This is a genomic window from Sphingomonas desiccabilis, assembly GCF_004135605.1.
Lineage (GTDB): Bacteria > Pseudomonadota > Alphaproteobacteria > Sphingomonadales > Sphingomonadaceae > Sphingomonas > Sphingomonas desiccabilis.
The window spans coordinates 239,390-258,418 of the sequence record NZ_SDPT01000002.1 but is presented as its reverse complement, the minus strand read 5'-3'; the positions used below and the strand labels follow the sequence as shown (position 1 = coordinate 258,418).

Annotated in this window: 15 protein-coding genes; 10 read left to right on the top strand and 5 right to left on the bottom strand. The window is 68.1% G+C overall.

The window, feature by feature from the left end:
- The first annotated feature begins 57 nt into the window (after positions 1 to 57).
- Both EO081_RS09435 and EO081_RS09430 read left to right on the top strand, forming a co-directional pair.
- On the top strand, positions 58 to 1,911 hold the full coding sequence (locus EO081_RS09435; protein WP_129341707.1) for a non-ribosomal peptide synthetase: 1,854 nt from the start codon (positions 58 to 60) through the stop codon (positions 1,909 to 1,911).
- Positions 1,908 to 3,140 carry a cytochrome P450 gene (locus tag EO081_RS09430; RefSeq protein ID WP_129341706.1) on the top strand — a complete coding sequence of 411 codons (1,233 nt, stop codon included), beginning with the start codon at positions 1,908 to 1,910 and terminating at the stop codon, positions 3,138 to 3,140. Before EO081_RS09435 ends, EO081_RS09430 begins: the two co-directional genes overlap by 4 nt.
- Here EO081_RS09430 and EO081_RS09425 read toward each other — a convergent pair.
- The 3 genes from EO081_RS09425 to EO081_RS09415 all read right to left on the bottom strand — a co-directional run bounded on the left by EO081_RS09425 (position 3,137) and on the right by EO081_RS09415 (position 5,200).
- Complete coding sequence (locus EO081_RS09425; protein WP_165284591.1) at positions 3,137 to 4,021, bottom strand: class I SAM-dependent methyltransferase; 885 nt, start codon at positions 4,019 to 4,021, stop codon at positions 3,137 to 3,139. The two genes, EO081_RS09430 and EO081_RS09425, sit on opposite strands and share 4 nt — an antisense overlap.
- Before the next feature lie 250 nt (positions 4,022 to 4,271).
- A complete protein-coding gene (locus EO081_RS09420; RefSeq protein WP_129341704.1) occupies positions 4,272 to 4,526 on the bottom strand; it encodes a response regulator transcription factor in 255 nt (84 codons plus the stop codon).
- Between the two features lie 215 nt (positions 4,527 to 4,741).
- Positions 4,742 to 5,200: a LuxR C-terminal-related transcriptional regulator gene (locus EO081_RS09415; protein WP_165284589.1), complete on the bottom strand. Its 459-nt coding sequence runs from the start codon at positions 5,198 to 5,200 to the stop codon at positions 4,742 to 4,744.
- A gap of 354 nt (positions 5,201 to 5,554) precedes the next feature.
- On the opposite strand from EO081_RS09415, the gene EO081_RS09410 reads away from it, so the two are divergent.
- Genes EO081_RS09410 through EO081_RS09400 form a run of 3 tightly spaced genes read left to right on the top strand, consistent with a single transcriptional unit; the run spans position 5,555 to position 11,368 of the window.
- On the top strand, positions 5,555 to 6,715 hold the full coding sequence (locus tag EO081_RS09410; protein ID WP_165284587.1) for an AMP-binding protein: 1,161 nt from the start codon (positions 5,555 to 5,557) through the stop codon (positions 6,713 to 6,715).
- Between the two features lies 1 nt (position 6,716).
- Complete coding sequence (locus EO081_RS09405; protein WP_129341701.1) at positions 6,717 to 10,691, top strand: non-ribosomal peptide synthetase; 3,975 nt, start codon at positions 6,717 to 6,719, stop codon at positions 10,689 to 10,691.
- Positions 10,688 to 11,368 (top strand): 4'-phosphopantetheinyl transferase family protein, encoded by a 681-nt coding sequence (locus EO081_RS09400; protein WP_129341700.1) that lies wholly within the window; start codon positions 10,688 to 10,690, stop codon positions 11,366 to 11,368. Before EO081_RS09405 ends, EO081_RS09400 begins: the two co-directional genes overlap by 4 nt.
- On the opposite strand, the gene EO081_RS09395 is transcribed toward EO081_RS09400, so the two are convergent.
- Positions 11,345 to 12,361 (bottom strand): glycosyl hydrolase, encoded by a 1,017-nt coding sequence (locus tag EO081_RS09395; RefSeq protein ID WP_129341699.1) that lies wholly within the window; start codon positions 12,359 to 12,361, stop codon positions 11,345 to 11,347. The two genes, EO081_RS09400 and EO081_RS09395, sit on opposite strands and share 24 nt — an antisense overlap.
- 66 nt (positions 12,362 to 12,427) lie before the next feature.
- On the opposite strand from EO081_RS09395, the gene EO081_RS09390 reads away from it, so the two are divergent.
- The 5 genes from EO081_RS09390 (at position 12,428) to EO081_RS09370 (ending at position 17,631) form a co-directional block, all read left to right on the top strand.
- Positions 12,428 to 13,696, top strand: a complete 1,269-nt coding sequence (locus tag EO081_RS09390) for a glycosyltransferase (RefSeq protein ID WP_165284585.1) — start codon at positions 12,428 to 12,430, stop codon at positions 13,694 to 13,696.
- A complete protein-coding gene (locus EO081_RS09385) occupies positions 13,693 to 14,898 on the top strand; it encodes a glycosyltransferase (protein WP_129341697.1) in 1,206 nt (401 codons plus the stop codon). The genes EO081_RS09390 and EO081_RS09385 overlap by 4 nt, the downstream gene beginning before the upstream one ends.
- Entirely contained in the window at positions 14,898 to 15,791 is an 894-nt protein-coding gene (locus EO081_RS09380) for an aldo/keto reductase (RefSeq protein WP_165284583.1), read from the top strand. Before EO081_RS09385 ends, EO081_RS09380 begins: the two co-directional genes overlap by 1 nt.
- Positions 15,792 to 15,871: 80 nt before the next feature.
- The gene (locus tag EO081_RS09375; protein WP_129341695.1) at positions 15,872 to 16,438 is read left to right on the top strand and encodes a polysaccharide biosynthesis/export family protein; all 567 of its coding nucleotides are present in this window, start codon (positions 15,872 to 15,874) and stop codon (positions 16,436 to 16,438) included.
- On the top strand, positions 16,438 to 17,631 hold the full coding sequence (locus EO081_RS09370; protein ID WP_129341694.1) for an acyltransferase family protein: 1,194 nt from the start codon (positions 16,438 to 16,440) through the stop codon (positions 17,629 to 17,631). The genes EO081_RS09375 and EO081_RS09370 overlap by 1 nt, the downstream gene beginning before the upstream one ends.
- A gap of 52 nt (positions 17,632 to 17,683) precedes the next feature.
- On the opposite strand, the gene EO081_RS09365 is transcribed toward EO081_RS09370, so the two are convergent.
- The gene (locus EO081_RS09365) at positions 17,684 to 19,006 is read right to left on the bottom strand and encodes a cystathionine gamma-synthase family protein (protein ID WP_129341693.1); all 1,323 of its coding nucleotides are present in this window, start codon (positions 19,004 to 19,006) and stop codon (positions 17,684 to 17,686) included.
- Positions 19,007 to 19,029 lie beyond the last annotated feature (23 nt).

Below are 19,029 nucleotides of genomic sequence, written 5' to 3'. Positions count from 1 at the left end.
GAGAGGCGGGCCGCCCGACCGGGCGCAGCTTGGTAACGCATCAGATGGAGCATTCGCATGCTGCAACACCCGCGGCCGTACCCGGAACCTTGCTTCGGCGTACATGACCAGGTTCTCGCCGCCGCGCTCGCCTATCCGCGCTCGATCGCCATCCGCGAGGACGGCGGAGAGATCAGCTATCGGCAGCTGGAACGCAGGGCCACGGCACTCGCGCGACGGCTCATGTATGCCGGAATCCCGCCTGGCTCGGTCGTCGCCGTGCGGATGCGCCGCTCCACCGATCAGGTCATCGCGTTGTTGGGCGTCCTGCTGGCAGGATGCGCATTCCTGGTGATCGACCCGGACGATCCGGAGGAACGCCGCGCCTTCATGATTGCCGACAGCGGAGCCGCAGGGGTCGTCGCCAGGGAGGCGGACGGCGAAGTGGCACCCGGCGAGATCCGCCTGGACGACGAGGAGTTCGGACGCGGCATCAACCTGCCGGCCCGGGGAGGCGCCGACCTCGCCTATGTGGTCTACACTTCTGGCACCACCGGCGTGCCCAACGGCGTGGAGATCACCCACGACAACCTTCTCAACTTCATGCAGTGGACGATCCGTGCCTTTGCGGTGACGTCGCAGGACCGGGCGGGCTATGCGATGGGCCTCACCTTCGATGCCGCCCAGTCCGAGATCTGGCCGTATCTCGCCTCCGGAGCGTCGATCGAAATCGTCGATCCGATGACGCGCACGTCCGCCGAGCTGCTGCAGCGCTGGCTGATCGAGCGCGCGATCACGATCGGGACCATCCCCATGGCGCTTGCCGAGCAGCTTCTTTCCGCAAGCTGGCCGCAGGGCATTCCGCTTCGTCTCATGCTCACCGGCGGCGACGTGCTGCGCGCCTTTCCGCGCGCATCGCTCCCGTTCGAATTCGTGAACAATTACGGCCCGTCCGAATGCACCATTGCCGTCACGTCGGGCCGGGTTCCCGTCCGCGGCGAGATGACGGACGCGGATGGTCCCGACCTGTTGCCGACGATCGGCGCGCCTATCGACGGGGCCGACATCCACCTGCTGGACGACGACATGCAACCCGTGCCGGACGGCGCAGAGGGCGAAATCTGGATCGGCGGGCGCTGCGTCGGACGCGGCTATCGCCACCGGCCCCAGCTGACCGCCGCGAAGTTCCTGCCCGACCCCTTCTCGATTCGCCCGAATGCGCGCCTCTACCGCACCGGAGACCGGGCGCGACGGCTCGCGTCGGGCGAGTTCGCCTTCTGCGGCCGCACGGATAGCCAGACCAAGATCCGCGGCGTGAGGATCGAACTCGACGAGGTGGCGGTCTGCCTTCAGCGCCACCCTTCCGTCGGTGCCGCCGTGGTGACCGTTCGCGAGCACGCGGTATCGGGAAGGCAGCTCATCGCCTATGTGGCGCCCGTTCCCGGCCGGGGCGAAGGCGACGCCGGCCTCGCGTCCTTGCCCTCTGCCGAGGAAATGCGGAACTTCGTGGAGCGACACCTCCCCCGGAGCCACGCTCCAGCCCATTTCGTCCCGCTCGCGGCACTGCCGATGACCCGCAACGGAAAGGTCGACCTGGAGGCCCTGCCTGCCCCGGAACCGATTGCTCCCGCCGGGCGCAGGCCGCAGACCGAGACTGAAATGGCGGTGGCCGAGATCGTCTGCGACATCCTCGAGCTCGACGACGTCTCGGCCGATGACGACTTCTTCCTGATCGGAGGCCACTCGCTGCTCGCCACGCAGGTGGTGATCCAGTCGCGGGAGGCGTTTGGGGTGGAGTTGACCCTGCGCGACCTCTTCGAGACGCCCACCATCGAGGGATTGGCGGCCGAGATCGACGCGCGCCTGGCACAGGGCCGCGGGTTCGTGCCGGCGATGGAGGCGCCGCCCCAGCAGGGGCTCGAACTTCGGTGAGCAGCCGGCGCGCGGAACGAGGGCCCAGCCTGGCGCAGCTCCTGGCGCCCTCCTTCCGCGCGGACCCGCATCTCCTGTATCGCGAAATGCGCGAGCGGGGAGCGGTGATCTGGGATCCTTATGTCCACACCTGGATCGTCACCGGCTATGCGGAAGCAGTGACGGTGTTCCAGGACTTCCTGTCCGCCCGCACGCCGAGCCCGGAGGCGTTCCATCGCATGGGCCTGCCGATGCTCGCGCCCGCCGCAGAGGTGATGCGCCGGCAGATGATGTTCATGGACCCGCCACGGCACATGCGAGTGCGTGCCGCCTGCTCGGCGCTGTTCTCGCCGGTCCGCGTCCGGCGGATGGAAGATCGCATGCGGGAGATTTGCCGCGCTTTGCTCGAGGACATTCCCGAGGGCAGCGCCTGGGACCTGCACGCCGCCTATGCCGAGCCGCTGCCGGCGATGATGACGACGGAGATCGCCGGGCTTCCCATCCAGGACTGGCGACAGCTCCAGATCTGGTCCGACGACTTTGCCGCCCTGATCGGCAATTTCCACCAATCGACTTCCGAAGGGAACCGGCTGGCGGAATCGCTCGACGCGATGACGCGCTACATCACGGACGTGATCGCCGAGCAGCGCGGACGCGAGGGCAGCGGACTCATCGGCGCGCTCCTTGCCCAGGGCGGCGACGATCCGCTGGACGATACGGAGATCGTCGCGAACGTCATCATCACCCTGGTCGGCGGGCTGGGCACGACCACCAATCTCATCTCCAGCGGAGTGGCGACCCTCGTCGCCCATCCCGACGCGATGCGGCAGATGCGCGAAGATCCGGCTGCAATGCGCGGGGCCGTCGAGGAGATCCTGCGGTTCGAGACGCCGAGCCAGTTCAGCGGCCGCATCGCTCCCGCCGAGGTCGTGCTTGGTGGGCAACCCATTGCCCGGGGCGACGCGGTGATGGTGATGACGGCAGCCGCCAACCGGGACTCGCTGGTGTTCGAGGATCCCGACCGCTTCGACATCCGACGCTCGCCGAACCGGCACCTGGCGTTCGCCTGGGGACCCCACTTCTGCTTCGGCGCCGCGCTGGCGCGGATGCAGGGGGCGATCGCCTTTGGCGAATTGCTGAAGCGGACCACGACGATCGAATTGACCGATGCACCGCTCCAGTGGCGCGAGAACCTCGGGCTGCGCGGTCTGACGACGCTTCCGGTGTTGACCCGCCGGGCGGCCGGCTAGGAGCCGAACCCGGATCCGCCGACCTGCGCCGGTGCGGACAGTGCGGCGCCGCTCGCCTCGATCGAGGATTGGGCGACCGGCTTGCGGAAAAAGCGCCAGAACCGTCGATTGCCGAAGTCGTCGTTCGATGCGCCGTCGTCGCGATGAACCCAGTCATAGCGGAAGTGATCGGCCGAATTCAGATCGGCGGAGAAGTGCCGTTCGACCTCCAGCCCCGCTTCTACCGCCAGTCGCTCCACATAGAAGGGAGAAGGCCTGCTGCCAGTGCCGTTCAACGCCTCCTCGTCGACATCGACGCACTCGTCGCGCAGCAGGATGTGATGCGGATCGAGCGAGTCGCAGACGACGGTCTCCAGGACGATCTCGTCTGCCATGCCGAAACAGCAGGCGAGATGCGAATCGACATGGCGCAGGTGGTAGAGCAGTCCGAAGTCGATGATCAGGTCGAAATGCCCGAGGAAGGAGAAGTCCTGCTCCAGGTCGAGGACCTGGAACGTGAGCCGCGGTGTCCTGCGATGCTTAAGGCGGGCGAAGTTGATGTTCCGGATGCGCCCGTCCACGCACAGGACGTCGGCACTAATCTCGGCGAAGAAGGCGCCGATGTCTCCGTGGCCGCATCCAAGCTCGAGCAGGCGCTTGCCCGCGAAGAAATCGAGCCCGTAGATTTCGAGCATCTTCTCGATCCGGCGAGCTCGCCAATCGAGGTAGGTGCGGGCATGCAGTCCGGTGCCGCGCAGCATGCGCACATGCGCGAGATGAAGGTCCACCGGCCCCAGACGCGCTTCCAGCATCAGCAGGTCCGTACGGTCCCGTGCCTGATCGATCAGGGCCGGCAAACCGCGCCTGACCAGCTTCGCCGCCGCCAGCACCGTGCCTGGCATGGCGGAGGTCCAGGATGGCAGCGAACGAAATGTGTGAAGCAACGGGGGCACGGCAACTCTCCCGCTAGAACGCCCCTTTGCCGATCCGAGCGACCGGAAGGAGGGTGTTGCGAGCATTCACCCGCCAGCGCCTCCCTGGCCTCGGAAGCACGACTCCGACGTTGCTTACGGAACTTCCGACAATCGGGTGGAAGTCCCGCGACGACAAAGAAGGATCCGCCAGCCGGCTACGGCGACGCTCCCTCCGGGGTCATGCGGCTACGCGATCCGCACGAACCATCGGCACCAGCCCGGAACGAACCGCCTCCGCCGCCATCTGGGCACGGTTGCGACTGTTCGTCTTGGATCGCAGATGCTCGATGTGGCACTCCACCGTTCGATGCGCGATCCCCAACTCGATCGCGATCTCCTTCGCGGATAGCCCCTCCACCACACGCTCCAGAACTTCTCGCTCGCGCGCCGTCAAGGAGGCGGAATCCCACGACACGGTTTTATAGTCGACCATTTTCCCTCCGACTGTTCGACTAGAAGCTCCCTGTACACAGACGCCATCAGTTTTCATCCACCCTGAGCGGACGGCTTACTTTCAATGATGTCTGTTATTTGCGAATTTCTTCGCGGGGTCTTCATATGTCGCGAGCGGAATTGAGTCACCCCCCCTTTATGGGTGACTTAGGCCGCGGAGACAGCGCAGTCTTGTCGATGAACTCTGCCCTTCTCTCAAAAAAAGTCGGATGACGTAACCGTGACTGCCCAAAGTGCTGCCTGGGTTCTGTTCTCGAGTCCCGCCTTGCGGAAGATCGACTTCACATGTGCTCGCACCGTTTCGCCAGAAATGTTCATCGCCTGAGCAATCACCTTGTTCGATCGCCCGGCCGCGATGTGATGCAGGACCTCCATTTCCCGGGGAGACAACGGAATGCCGGCGGCACCCTGTATCGCCACGCGAACCGCCTGGCCGAACTCGTTGCGACTCCCGAATCCCTCCAACTCATCCCGATCCTCCGCTGTCGGTCCGGAGGGATCCTGCGCATCCGGGGGCGTCCCCACGGCGACGCGCAGCTCGCTCAGTTCTTTCCCGACCACCACCACGCAGGCGGTGCTCGGATCTGCCGGGGCATGGTCCGTCATCAGAATGTCCAGGCAGACGCCTGTCGCACCGATCATGACGCGGATCACGTCGGGTCGGGCACCTGGGCTGTGGCCGTTTTGTCCTGACATGTGCTGCTGGATCTCCGTCCAGTGGAGCCCCAGAGACTCCCCGCTACAACAACAGCATTGCTAATACGTCGTTAGGAAGTCTGTAGTACTACGTACGCGACAATCCGCTGCCAAAACATCCGTAGTTATCACGTTTGACCGCGCGGTTGGCCAAACGATAAGTCACTCCCGCATCGGCCTTCCCTGCTTCCTGGGATCAGGCCTCTCTACAAGAATTCTGTAGGGCGGAGGCTTCGACACATGTCAGATCTCAGCAGCCGCTGCGCTGTGCCTGCGAATACAACCCTGGATGCGCGGCTCGCAAGGCTGGCAATGTCCAATCCCGATCAAATCGTCGTCGTGCACGGCAGCGGGGCGACCACGCGTGCCGAGCTCGAACGCTACGCCGACAGCATCGCCGCTCGCTTCCGCCGCGCCGGCGTTGGCCGGGACAACACCGTGGCGGTCTGCCTGCCCCGCGGCCTCGACCAGATCGCCGCTTGTCTGGCCGTCATGAAGGTCGGCGCTGCGTGCCTGCCGCTCTCCCCGCAAGATCCAACCGAAATGCTGCGGTTCCGCCTCGCCGACTGCGGCGTCGTCTTGCTCGTGGTCCAAAATGAACGCGATCCGATCGCCGCCGTTGCCACGGTAGCGGGCGCCGCGATCCTGCGGGTAGCACCGGAGCTTCACGGGGAGCCGGTCGCCCCACCCCCCGCCGCGCCCGGGAGCGCGCGCAGGGTCGCCTGGATCGCGCCGGCGCCGACGTTGGGAGGGGCCACCTGCGGCGCCGAAATCACCCACGCCAACCTGATGCTGCTGTCGGACTGGATGCAGTCCGGGTGCGGGATCCGCCCCGGCGACCGGATCTGCCACATGGCGGAGCCGGGAACCTCGGCGGCGATGCTGGAGGTCTGGCCGTGCCTCGCCGCCGGCGCCACCCTGGTGATCATGGACGACGGCATCGCCGCCGACGCGGCAGAGATGCGCCGCTGGCTGGAGACGGAGGCAGTCACCGGCATGGTCGCGGGAGAAGACGCTCTGGATGCGCTGGCGCAGGCGCCCCTGAGGAAACGCGCCCGGCTGCGCCTGGTCATGACGGATATGGACCGCGCGAGACGCTATCCGGTGGATCCCCGCTTCCGGATCGTCGCGACCTACGGGCACGAGGAATGCGCTTTGGTCAGCACGGCGCATGTGGTTGCCCGCAACCAGCGTCCGGGCGGCCCCCACATCGGAAAGCCGGTCTTCGGAACCACCATCCACATCCTCGACGAAGAGGGCCGGCAGGTCCGGCGCGGAGAGGAAGGCGAGATGTGGATCAGCGGCGCCGGTGTGGGCCGGGGCTATCGCAATCGCCCGCACCTGACGGCGGAACGCTTCGTGCCGGACCCGTTCGGGAAGGACCCCGCCGGCATGATGTTTCGCACGGGCCGCAGGGCGCGCGCGCTTCTGGGCGGGGGAATCGGGCGCTGCAACCGGGCGGAGGTGTTCTGAGATGGCGACGGTGATCCAGGATCGCCCCCAGGTGCAGCCCCGTCGGACGCGGACGCCCGCGATCCCTCCGCGTGCACCCGACGCCGTCACTCCGATGACCGAGGAGCAGCGCCACGTCTGGCTGCACGCCGCGCGCTGCCCCGGCGCACCGCTGTACAACGAGCCGTTCACGATCATCCGCAAGGGTCCGTTCGAGCTGCAGGCGTTCCGCGAAGCGTTCGACGAAGTGGTACGACGGCACGAGGCATGGCGAGCGACCTTCGAGGAACGGGACGGCGAACCGGTCCAGCACATCCACGCAGCGATGCCGAGCGAACTCGCCTATGTCGATCTGACCGGCATCAGCCGCATGGAAGATCGCGAGCGTGAGGCGCTCGCGCTGGCGGAGGCGGACGCCTGGAAGCCGTTCGACCTGGCGCAGGGCCCCTTGTTCCGCGGTCGTGTTGCCAAGCTGGCGGACGAGGATCACCGGCTCTACCTGGTCCTGCACCACCTGATCTTCGACGGCGTCTCCATCAACCGCGTGATGATGCCGGAGCTGGCCGCGATCCTCGCCGCCAACATGGAAGGGCGGCCGCACGATCTGCCGCCGCCGACCGCACAATATGGCGATTACGCCGTGTGGCAGCGCGAAGGCGCCCTGCAGCGCAGCCGCGACGTGCAGACGAACTACTGGCGCCGGATTCTTGGCGACGACCCGCCGATCCTCCAGTTGCCGACGGACCGCCCGCACTCGGCAAATCCGCGCCCGAACGGCGCCATGGAAACTCTCGACGTCTCGCCGGAGCTCCGCGCGTCGCTGCAGGACCTCAGCCGCGCCAACGGCGTCACCCTCTATATGACGGTGCTTGCCACCTTCTGCACCCTGCTCCACCGCTACAGCGGACAGGAAGACCTGATCGTCGGCGGCGTCGCGGACACCCGCCGCCGCCCCGAAACCCAGCGAATGATGGGCTATTGCATCAACAGCATGGCGCTGCGCAGCAGGCCTGCGGCCGACATGCCGTTCCACGACTATCTCCATCAGATCCGCGACGTGGTGATCGGCGCGATCGAGAACAGCGAGGTTCCGTTCGGGCATGTCGTCCAGACGCTGGGCGTCCGGAGCGAATCGGGGATCGCGCCCGTCTTCCAGGTGATGTTCACGCTGGATCCGCCGCGCTCGCGGGAGCTCGAGGGCTGGGATCTGGTCGCGCTGGAAGTCCCGCCGCGCACCGCCAAGTACGACCTCTACGCGGAGATCACCGACACCGGTGCCGGACTGCGCGTGCGCATCCTCTATGCGACGGACCTGTTCGAGGCCGAGACGGTCGCGGCGATGGCGAAGCATTGGGAGCGGTTGATGCGGGCGGTCGCCGAAGCACCCGGAACCCCACTCATCGACTTGCCGATGATGGATGCGGGCGAGGCCGCGGCAATGCTCGCGCTCGCCCAGGGGCAAGCGCGCGCGATCCCGCCGCGCACCCTTCCGGACCATGCACGGAAGGCCGCGCGGTCGCGTCCCTCGCATCCCGCCGTCCGGTGCGCCGGGACGCGGTGGACCCATGAGGAGCTTTGGCAGCGGGTCGACGCGTTGGCGATGCACCTGCGTCTCGCCGGGATTGGCAGGGGAGACCTCGTCGCCGTCTGCATGACCCGCAGCGCCGATACGGTCGCTGCCCCGCTCGCGATCATGCAGGCCGGCGCCGCCTATCTTCCGCTCGATCCGTCTTTCCCCGCGTCCCGGCTCGATGCCATCGTCGCCGATGCCGCACCCGCGATGGTGATCACGAACCGCGCCGGCGCCGGGATCCTGCCCGGATGGGGCGTTCCCGTGCTCGCCTGCGACGACTTACCCGCCATCCATCCGGCGTCCGCGCGCGGGACAACCGTGGTGCCGCCGGACCCGGCCGACCTCGCCTATGTGATCTACACCTCAGGCTCGACCGGCGTCCCGAAGGGAGTCGAGATCGCCCACCGGGCGGTCGTGAACCTGCTGGAGTCGATGCGTCGCGAACCGGGCTTCGGCGCCGAGGACGTGATGTTCGCCGTCACCACGCCGACCTTCGACATCTCGATCCTGGAGCTGTTCCTGCCGTTGATCGCCGGGGGGACGGTCGTGGTCGCGAGCAGCGCCGAATCGCGCGACCCCATGCTGCAGGCGGATGCCATCGCCCGGAGCGGGTGCACGGTGATGCAGGGGACGCCCGCCACCTGGCGCGCGCTGTTCTCGACCGGCTGGAGCGGCCGGCCCGGCCTCAAGATCCTGTGCGGGGGCGAGGCGCTCCCCCGCGATCTTGCCGACCGGATCCTCGCCGGTGGGATGTCGCTGTGGAACATGTACGGGCCGACGGAGACCACCGTCTGGTCGAGCATCGAGGCGGTCGGGCCCGATCGCATCACCATCGGCCGGCCGATCGACAACACGCGCATGCTGGTCCTCGACGATGCCGGCCGGCCGCAGCCGCCGAATGTCGGCGGCCATCTGCTGATCGGGGGAGAGGGCCTCGCGCGGGGCTACCGCGACCCGGCCCTCACCGCCCGTGCCTTCACCCCGCTCGCGATGCTGGGCGGCGATCGCTTCTACCGCACCGGCGACATGGCGCTGATCCGGCGCGACGGGCGGTGCGAATGGCTCGGCCGCCGGGATGGCCAGGTCAAGATACGGGGGTATCGCATCGATCTGGGGGACGTGGAGTCGGCGCTTGCCTCCCACCCCAAGGTGGCGGCCGCCGCGGTCAAGACCTTCGACAACGCAGGCCACGCGGGGCTCGCCGCCTTCTACGTGCCGCGCGGTCCGAAGGCCCCCGACGCGGCCATGCTGCGCGACCATCTCCGCCAGCTCCTCCCATCCTACATGATCCCCGCGCAGTTCGCCGCCATCGCGAAGATGCCGCTCTCCACCAGCGGCAAGGTCGACCGTAAGGCGCTTCCCGCAGTGGAAGTGCAGGCGCGCGAGCATGGGCTGCACGAGGCGCCGCACGGCGACATCGAGCTTCGACTCGCCGTCATCTGGTCCGATATCCTGTCGGTGCCCGACATCGGGGTGACGGACGACTTTCAGGAACTCGGCGGCCATTCGCTGCTTGCCGCACGGATGATGGGCCGGATCGCCGCCGAGTTCGGCCAGCGACTGCCCATCTCGACCCTGCTGCGCGCGCCCACCATCCGCACGATGGCCGCCCTGATCGAAAAGGGGGAGATACCGGGCGGCATCCCCGACACGGTCAAGATCCAGGACGGGATCGGTCCTCCGCTCTTCTGGATCGACGCGGTGCCGAATCTGCGTCCCGGCTATTATCGTGCCATGGCGTCTGCGGTGGGAAGCGGCCAGCCGATCATCGGGCTGCCCATCGACCTCGATCGGTTCGACGGGCTCAGGGGCGACGTGACGGTGCTCGACATCGCCCGGGACGTCGCCACGCGGATCCAGGCGCACCCTTCCGGGCCGCCGTACATGATCGGCGGCTGGTGCAACGGCGGCATCCTCGCCTATGCGGTGGCGGCAGAGCTGGAGCGGCGGGATGCGGAGGTGTCGCTCCTCGTCCTGCTCGATACCGCCAACCCCGCGCGCTACCGCACCGCGGCTGCGCGCATGCGGCACCAGGTCGCGCAACTCGCCACGCTGCCGATCGGCTGCAAGATGCCGTTCGCGGTGGAGACGATCCGTGGCTACGCCTCGCGCTTCCGCCGCCGGCACATTCCTGCCCGGACGGAAACGGCCGAGCTGCTCGACCTCAACGATCGCTTCATGAGGATCGTGAAGAACTATGAACCGGTACCCTTCGCCGGCCGCATGGCATTGTTTCAGCCGCGGGAAGGCAAGATCGATTACGCTCCGGGGTGGCGCGGCCTCGTGGCGGATCTGCGCGCGGAGGACGTGCCCGGCGGCCATGTCTCCGTCCTCGACCCGCCCCACGTCGCGACGCTGGGAAGGCGCATCGCCGCGCACATCCGCCGCGTCCAGCGCAGCACCGCGGACGCCGCCCGGGCATGAGCGCGACCATCGAGCTGGTCCTCATCAACCTGGACGCCGTGCCGCAGCAGGCGCTGATCACCCACGCGACCTCGGCAGAGCGCGAGGCGGCAGCCCGCCGGCGCAAGCCGCTCGACGCCCGCCGTTTCCTGGCGCGACGGGTCGCCATGCGCAGCAATCTCGCGCGGATCCTGCGGCGGCCGCCGGACGCCGTGCCCCTCACGAAGGATCGCCTGGGGCGGCCGATCGTGGCGGACAGCGACCTCCACATCAGCCAGTCCTCGCGGGGCGGCGTGATGCTCGCGGCGTTCTGCGCGGATCGCCCGGTGGGCTGCGACCTGGAGGAAATGCGCGACGACCTCGACATCGATGCGGTCGCGGCCCTCTGCTTCGGCCCCACCGAGCGCCGACTGCTGCGGGCTGCGGGACCCGCGGCTCGCCTGCGGGCATTCTACGACTGCTGGACCCGCAAGGAAGCCTATCTGAAGGCGACCGGCACCGGCATGGCCGTGGACATGGCTGCGTTCGAGACGACCCGCCGGCCGGGCCCGCCTACCCGCTGGGGCCGGGTGGACTGGACGTCACAGACGTGGCGCCCGCTGCCCGGGTACGCGGCGGCAGTGGTCGCACGTGGCACCGACTGGCGCCTGCAGCACCGGTCGGATGCCACCGCGCTATGCGCGGGCTTCGCGGCATGAGCCGAAGGCAGCCCGGAACGCCGCTCCTGCGGACTCGAGGGCGCCCCCGCTGAGTTTCCCCGGAAAGGTCGAGTCGGTGTTCCAATAGCCCTGGTAGAGCGGGCGCGTGTGATCGAACCAGTTCGCCGCGCTTTGGACATAGGCTCCCGCCCCGGCCGACATGACGCCCCATTCGGCATAGGCGGTGGGTTTGCCGCGCGCGTCCGCGAACTGCTCCAGCCAGCGGAAGCCATAGGGCCTTTCGACATTATAGGCCCAGGCCAGGCGCGGATCCGCGGGGAGCCACCGCGTATCATAATAGGCGTCGATGCCGATCACGTCGACGAAGGCGTCTCCTGGGTAGGACGCCGCCGGATCATCGGATCCGCCGATGTTGGGGACCCATTCGAAGCGGAAGCGCGGCGACACCGTGCGGAACGCGTCCACGAACCGGCGGAAGGCGGCGATATAGTCCTGCTCCCTTCCGCGCGAGGCCCAGGGCCAATAGTCGGCGTTGAACTCCCACCCGGTTCGAATGGGGATGATCGCCTCCCCGGGCGTTCCCGCCACGATTTCGCGGGCGGCACGCGCATATCGCCCCGCATATCGACCGCGCCCGGCCTCTGCGAGCGAGGCGCCCAGCGGGATGAGCGGGATGGTCCAGTAAAGCCGGCGTCCGGTGCCGCGCCAGCGGTTCAGCTGGAAGCCGACCGATCCCGACCAATCCGCCCAGTCCGCCTGGCCCGTATGCACGGCGACGCCGTCCACGGGACATCCCAGCCATTGTTCGAACTGCCGAAGGTCGGCGGGATCGTTGCCGACGTGCACCACCAGCGCCGTCTCCCCCTCGCCCGCCGGTACGTGCAGCGCGACACCTGCAGTGCCAGCAAGGATCGCAACGGCGAAGCCAATCTTGCCAAGCGACATACGCGTCTCCGGTCGACTTCCGTCACCATGGCCGAGCTTGCGCTGCCGCGCATCGGTAATCGCGCCGACTAGGAGGGGATCGGGCACCCGGCCATCATGGGCAGGATCAAGAAGGGGAGCGGACGGATGCGAGGTGGATTCAAGCTGTCACCGATGCGCATTCTCTACGTCACGCGCATCTACCCCTATCGCCCGGCCTTCGGCGGCGATGTCGCCTATTCGCGCGGCGTCATCGAATCGCTGAAGGACAGCTGCGACCTGACCGTGCTCGCCACGACGAACGGGGAACATCCGGAAGGCCCGTTCGAGGAGAACGGCATCCGCTGGCGCCTGCTCCCCGAGTCCCGGCGACCGCAGGCCCTTTCCGTCCTGACGGGCATGCCCAACGTCATGTGGCGCAACGCGACTCCCGTCTTCCACGATGCCCTGCGGGTGCTGCTCCGCGAGCCGTTTGACGCCGTCATCCTGGACCACATCGCATCTGCCCATGCGCTTCCCCAGCTTTCCCGGTGGCGCGATTCCCACCCGCAGGCGTGCCTGCTCTACCTGTCGCACGAGCATGAGCGGACGACGCGCTTGGAGAAATACGCGACCTACACCGGCCGCAATCCCGGTCGCCAGGCCGCGATGCGGCTCGATGGCTGGAAGATCGGCCGCTGGGAGGACGAGGTCGTCCGGACGGTGGACATCGTCAGCCTGATCAACCCCAACGAACGCGTGCTGTTCGAAACGAACGTCGGTGCACGCCGCTACATCACCACCCTGCCGGGCTATGATGGTGTGCGCCGGCCGTCGCGCCGGATCACGGACGACACGCCGATGCGCATCGCGCTGCTGGGGGGCCGCGGGCCCATCCACAAGCGCAACATCCTGCGGGACTGGCTCGACGTGTGCGCCGGCTCGATGGAAAAGGCGGGCATCGAGATGGACGTCATCGGCGACGTGGAACCCGAGTTCCGCGACATGCTCGCAAAGCGCCATCCCTCGATCCGCTTCTCCGGCTTCGTGGAGGACTTGGACGCCCATCTCCAGGGTGCGCGGCTGGGTGTCGTGCCCGATACGGTGGGACGCGGCGTCAAGGTCCGGCTCGCAAGCTACATCTTCTCGCGCCTGCCGATGGCGGGGATCGCCGGCGCGATCGACGGTCTCCCGCTGCGGGCCGGCAGGGACTATGTCGAGGCGCCGGATCTTCCCGCGCTCGCGGAGACCTGCATCCGGCTCGCGCGCGACGTCGAGCAGCTCAACCGGCTGCAGGAGAGCGCCTTCCGGGCGTGTGACGGCCGCTTCGACTGGCGCACGCGCGGCGCCGATATCGTGGAGGCGATCCGGGACCACCAGCGGCGCCAATCCGTCGAAGCCACCCTCTCGCAGACGGCGGGCGTCCGGCGCGAGGCACCACTCCTGGGCAGGGGGCTCGCATGATCGCCCTGGCGCTCCTTGCCGCGTCGGTCGGGGCAGGCCTCCTGGCCCTATTCCCCTACACGCTGTATCCGCTGGCGCTGCGTCTCGCGCCCCGCAGGCCCCTGCGGATGCGAGCGCGCCGCGCGCCGACCGCGACGCTGGTCTTCTGCGCCTACAACGAATCCGCCTCCATTCCCGCCAAGCTGGCGAACCTGCGCGCGATCCGCGAAGTCTGGCCGGCAATGCGCTTCCGCTGCTTCGTGGACCAGAGCACCGACGACACGCTCGCGCTGTTGCGCGCCGCCAGCGACATCGTGGACGTGGACACGGCCGGCGCGCGCGTCGGCAAGGCCACGGGCATGCGGCGCCTGGTTGCGGCATGCGACACCGACGTGGTGATCTTCACCGACGCCAACGTCATGCTCGAACCGCTGTGCGTGCCCCGGCTGCTCGCCTATTTCTCGGATTCGGAGGTCGGCGGGGTGTGCGGAACCCTCCACTACACCAATCCCGACGCGAGCGACGCGACGATCGCCTCTTCCGCCTATTGGCGGCTCGAGGAGAAGATCAAGGCGCGGGAGTCCGCCTGCGGCTCGACCATGGGCGCGGACGGGTCGATCTTTGCGACGCGCCGCCATCTCTATCCGCAGGTGCCGCCCAATCTCCTGGACGACTTCATCGTGTCCATGACCGTCGTGTTCGGCGGCATGCGCCTGGTGAGCGCCCCGGACGTCCACGCCTATGAGACCGCGGTGGTGGAGGGGGCCGACGAGTTCCGCCGCAGGCGGCGTATCGCCTGCCGTGCCTATATGACCCACAACCACCTGCGGCCGCGCGTCCTCTCGATGTCGCCGTTCGACATCTACAAATATGTCTCACACAAGCTCATCCGCTGGTACGGGATCTGGCTCGCGATGGCTTCGATGATCTTCGCAGGTCTGGCGGCGATCGCCTTCCTGGGCATCTGGATCGGGGTTCCGCTGGTCGCTGCCGCCACGGTCGTCTTCGCGATCTGCGCGCGTCCCCCCTTCGCCGCTGTCCGCAAGCTGCGGGAAGCCGCGCTGCAGTTCTGGGCGACGGGGCTTGGCATGGCGGATGCCTGGCGCGGGCGCCAGTATCAGACGTGGAGCACGCCGGCATCCCGCGCCCAGGTCGACCTGGCCAGTGCGCCCGGCATCGAGCCGCCCGCGCCGCTCCGCACGTCCGCCGGAGGAGCAGGATGATGCCGGCGCATCTGCCTCCGGTGCCCCCCGCCTATTGCGGCAGTCCCGTGGGCGGCCGGATTCGTTCGCCGGATGCCGCCGCCGTCGGCACGACGGCTGCGCTCCGGGCGCAGGGGATGTCCGCGATCGGCATCGGCTGCGCCCGGATCGGCTCGCTTTCGAGCGCGCAGTCGACGGAGACCGCGCAGGCCATGTTCGAGCTGGCGGCGGCGCGCGGGATCACGCTGTTCGACACCGCCGGCATCTATGGCGGCGGCACCAGCGAGCAGGTGGTCGGCCGTCACGCTAATCGGCACGACGGCGTGTTCGTGATGACGAAGATCGGCCGCCACCAGAGCGTGGTCGGCCGCCTGGCCCACTCGCTCAAGCGCTGGACGAAGCCGTTGATGGGCGCGCGGGCCCGGGGCGTCGCCCGCGCCGTGCGTCAGGGCAACATCCAGACCGACTTCTCCCCGCTTGCGCTGCAACTGGCCACGCAGGCCGCGCAACGGCGGCTGGGCGGTGCGCGGATCAACGCGCTTCTGCTGCACAGTCCCCCAGCCGAGATCCTGGCGCAGCCCGCCACGCTACAGGTTCTGCAATCCTTCAAGATTCACGGCAGCGCCGATTGGGTGGGCGTCTCCTGCGACGACCTGGCGACCTTGCGCGTCGCAGCCGCGGCACCGGCCGTCGACATGGTGCAGATGCCGCTCCCGCTCTACCAGGAGGGCGCGCGCCAGGGGGTGGTCGATCGGCTGATCGAGCAGAACGTCGCGATCCTTCTTCGCGGCGTCCTGCGCGATCGCGGCGGGTCGACACCGCGGGATGCGCTTCTCGCCGCCGGAGGGTTGCCCGGCGTCAGCAGCGTGATCGTGGGCGTGAGCAGTCCGGACCACCTGCGCGAGATCCTCTGACATCGGTAATCGCGCCGAGGTGACGTGCATCGCCGGCGCCGCCATCATCGATCCAGTCTCACGAATTGGGGATAACCGCCATGCGAACCCGATCGACCAGAGCGGCGATTGCACTGCTGCTCCTTGTCGCCACGCCCGTCGCCGCGCAGGTCGCCGCCCCGCCGCAGCAAGGGGCCCTCGCCGCCGCGGCAGACTATCGGCTCGGCTCCGGGGACCGGCTGCGAATCTCGGTGTATGACGAGGAGGGGATGACCGGCGAATATCAGGTGTCGGAGCTCGGCATCATCTCCTTTCCGCTGATCGGCGACTATCCCGCCGGCGGCAAGACCGTGCCGCAGCTTCGCGCGGACCTGGAGCGGCGGCTGGGCAGCGGGCTGCTCAACGACCCGAAGGTCACGGCCGAGGTGATCGCCTTTCGCCCCTTCTATATCCTGGGCGAGGTCAACAAGCCGGGGACCTACCCGTACACGCCGGGCCTCACCCTCTACCACGCCGTCGCCACCGCGCAGGGCTTCACCTACCGCGCCAACTCCCGCAAGGTCATGATCACGCGGGCGGGGGAGACCAAGGAGACCAAGGTGGAGGTCACCGCCGCCACCCGCATCCAGCCGGGCGACACGATCCGGGTCCGCGAGAAGATCTTCTGATGGCCGCCGGGGCCGCCACAACGCCGAGCCAGGTGGTCGGGCTCGACCTGCTGCGGCTCGCGGCAGCGCTTCTGGTCACGGTCTATCACCTGACCTATCTCGAATGGGCGAACCCGCACCAGCACGGCACCGCCGCCGCCGCCCCCTTTCTCGCCTATGTCAGCTGGACGCCCTGGGTCGATACCGGCTGGGTCGGGGTGCAGATCTTCTTCGTCATCAGCGGCTTCGTCATCGCCTATACCGCCAACGGCCGCAGCCCTTCGGCGTTCGTGCGGAGCCGGATCCTTCGGCTCCTGCCCGGCATCTGGATCTGCGCGAGCCTGTCCCTGATCCCGCTGCTCCTTACAGGAACGCCGCTCGGCGAGACGCTGAAGCTCTATCTCCTGTCGCTGGTGATCTTCCCTGCCGGCCCATGGGTGGCCGGCAGCTATTGGACGCTGCCGGTGGAGATCGCCTTCTATTCGCTGATGTTCCTGGTGCTGTGCCGCAACCGCTTCGACCGGCTGGAACGCGTCGTCCTGATGCTGGGCGGCATCTCGCTGGCGCTCTGGGTCGCGGTGCTCGCGGTACCCGACGGCCGGGCGGGGGACGTCGTGACCCGGCTCGCCACCCATCGCGTGCCCAAGCAGCTGCTGCTCCAGCACGGCTGCTTCTTTGCGCTGGGCGCGATGATCTGGATCGTGCGCCAGAAGGGCCTGACCGCACAGCGCCTCGCCGCGCTCGCGCTGTTCGCAGGTGCCGGCATGGTCCAGATCGCGAACGAAGCGCACCACGCGGGGGAATGGGCCGGCGTTCCGATGCGCGCCGCGCCCGCTGAGCTCGCATTCCTCCTCGCGCTTGCCTTCATCGTCCTATCGCTGCGCTGGAACGCAACCGCCCACCGCCGCCTCGGCCGGCGTGTCGCCACAATCCGGGCGATGGGCCTGATGACCTATCCGGTCTATCTCCTCCACCAGCCGGTCGGGATCGCGCTCAGCGCGTGGCAGCTTCGTGCCGGCGTGCCGCCGGTGCTTGCGCTCCTGCTCTCGCTGGCGGTGGTCGTCGCCCTTTCCTGGCTGGTCGCGATGCGCATCGAGCCTCGGCTTCGCGAGTGGATGAAGCCGCGCTTGGAGGCGGTCGACCGCCGCATACCCCCACGCTGGGAATGGGCGGGGCGCCCGACCCGCCCGCTCTCCCCAAGCGGAGCCGCCTAAGCCGCACGAGTCTACCGGGCGTCCGGCGGCTCCCCCCCACCTGTGGCCATCGTCACACCGCGCCCAGTGCCTGATCAAAGTCGGCGATCAGGTCGTCGGCATTCTCCACGCCGATGGAGATGCGCACGAGGTTGTCCGTGATCCCCAGGTCCTGCTTGCGCTGGTCCGGCACCGAAAGGTGCGTCATCGCCGCAGGACAGGAAGCAAGCGTCTCCGTACCGCCCAGGCTTACCGCCAGCTTGGCGATCTTGAGGTTGTCGAGGAAGGCGAAGCTCTCGCGCTCCCCGCCCTTCAGGTACAGCGAGAAGGTCGATCCGGCGCCGCTGCAATGGCGCTGGTAGATGTCGGCCTGGCGGCTCCCTTCGCCCAGAAAGCCGAGGTAGCCGACGCTTTCGACCTTGGAATGATCGCGCAGAAACGCGCAGACCTTGGCGGCATTTTCGCCGGCACGGCTCATCCGCAGTTCCAGCGTCTCCAGGCTGCGCAGCAGCATCCAGGCCGTGTTCGGGTCGCAGATCGTGCCGATGGTGTTGCGCATCATGCGGACCGGATCGATCCACTTCTTGGCGCCCGAAATCCCGCCCGCGACGAGATCCGAATGGCCGCCCGCATATTTGGTCAGGCTGTAGACCACCAGGTCCGCGCCATGCCGCAGCGGCTGCTGCCAGAGCGGGCCGAGGAAGGTGTTGTCGATCGCGATCGGCGGCACGGTGTCGCCCAGCAGCCGGTCCCGCACGCGCGACACCGCCTCGATGTCGACCAGCGCGTTGGTGGGGTTGGCAGGACTCTCGAGATAGATCAGCGAGACGTTGCCCTGCGCCTTCGCCCGCTCGATCACGGCGGCGATCTCATCCTCGGTGGCGCCGGCCGGGAAGTCGAGGAAGGTCACGCCGAAGCGGCCGAGGATACGCCCGATCAGGGTTTCGGTCGCGGCATAGAGCGGGGCGGAGTGCACGATCACGTCGCCCGGCTTCACCAGCGCCAGCATCAGCGTGGCGATCGCCGACATGCCCGAGGAAAAGACCAGCGCGTCCTCCGCATCTTCCCAGATGCCCAGGCGATCCTCGAGGATTTCCTGGTTCGGCCCGTTGAAGCGCGAGTAGACGAGGCCGTCGACGCCGCCCGGCCGCTTGCCAGTCACCCCTTCGAAGTGGCGCTTGCCCGCCGCGGCATTCTCGAACACGAAGGTTGAGGTCAGGAAGATCGGCGGCTTCAGCGAGCCTTCGGACAGCGCCGGATCATAGGCGTGGCCCATCATCAGGGTGGAGGGAGACAGGCGCCGGCCGCCCACCTCCAGGATCTCCGGCCGCGGCCGGCGGCGGGTCGTGGCCCCGGTGATCTCCGCTTCCGTCTCGGGGGTCGATGATCCGCTCATGGCCGTCCTCTCTGCTTGTTTGT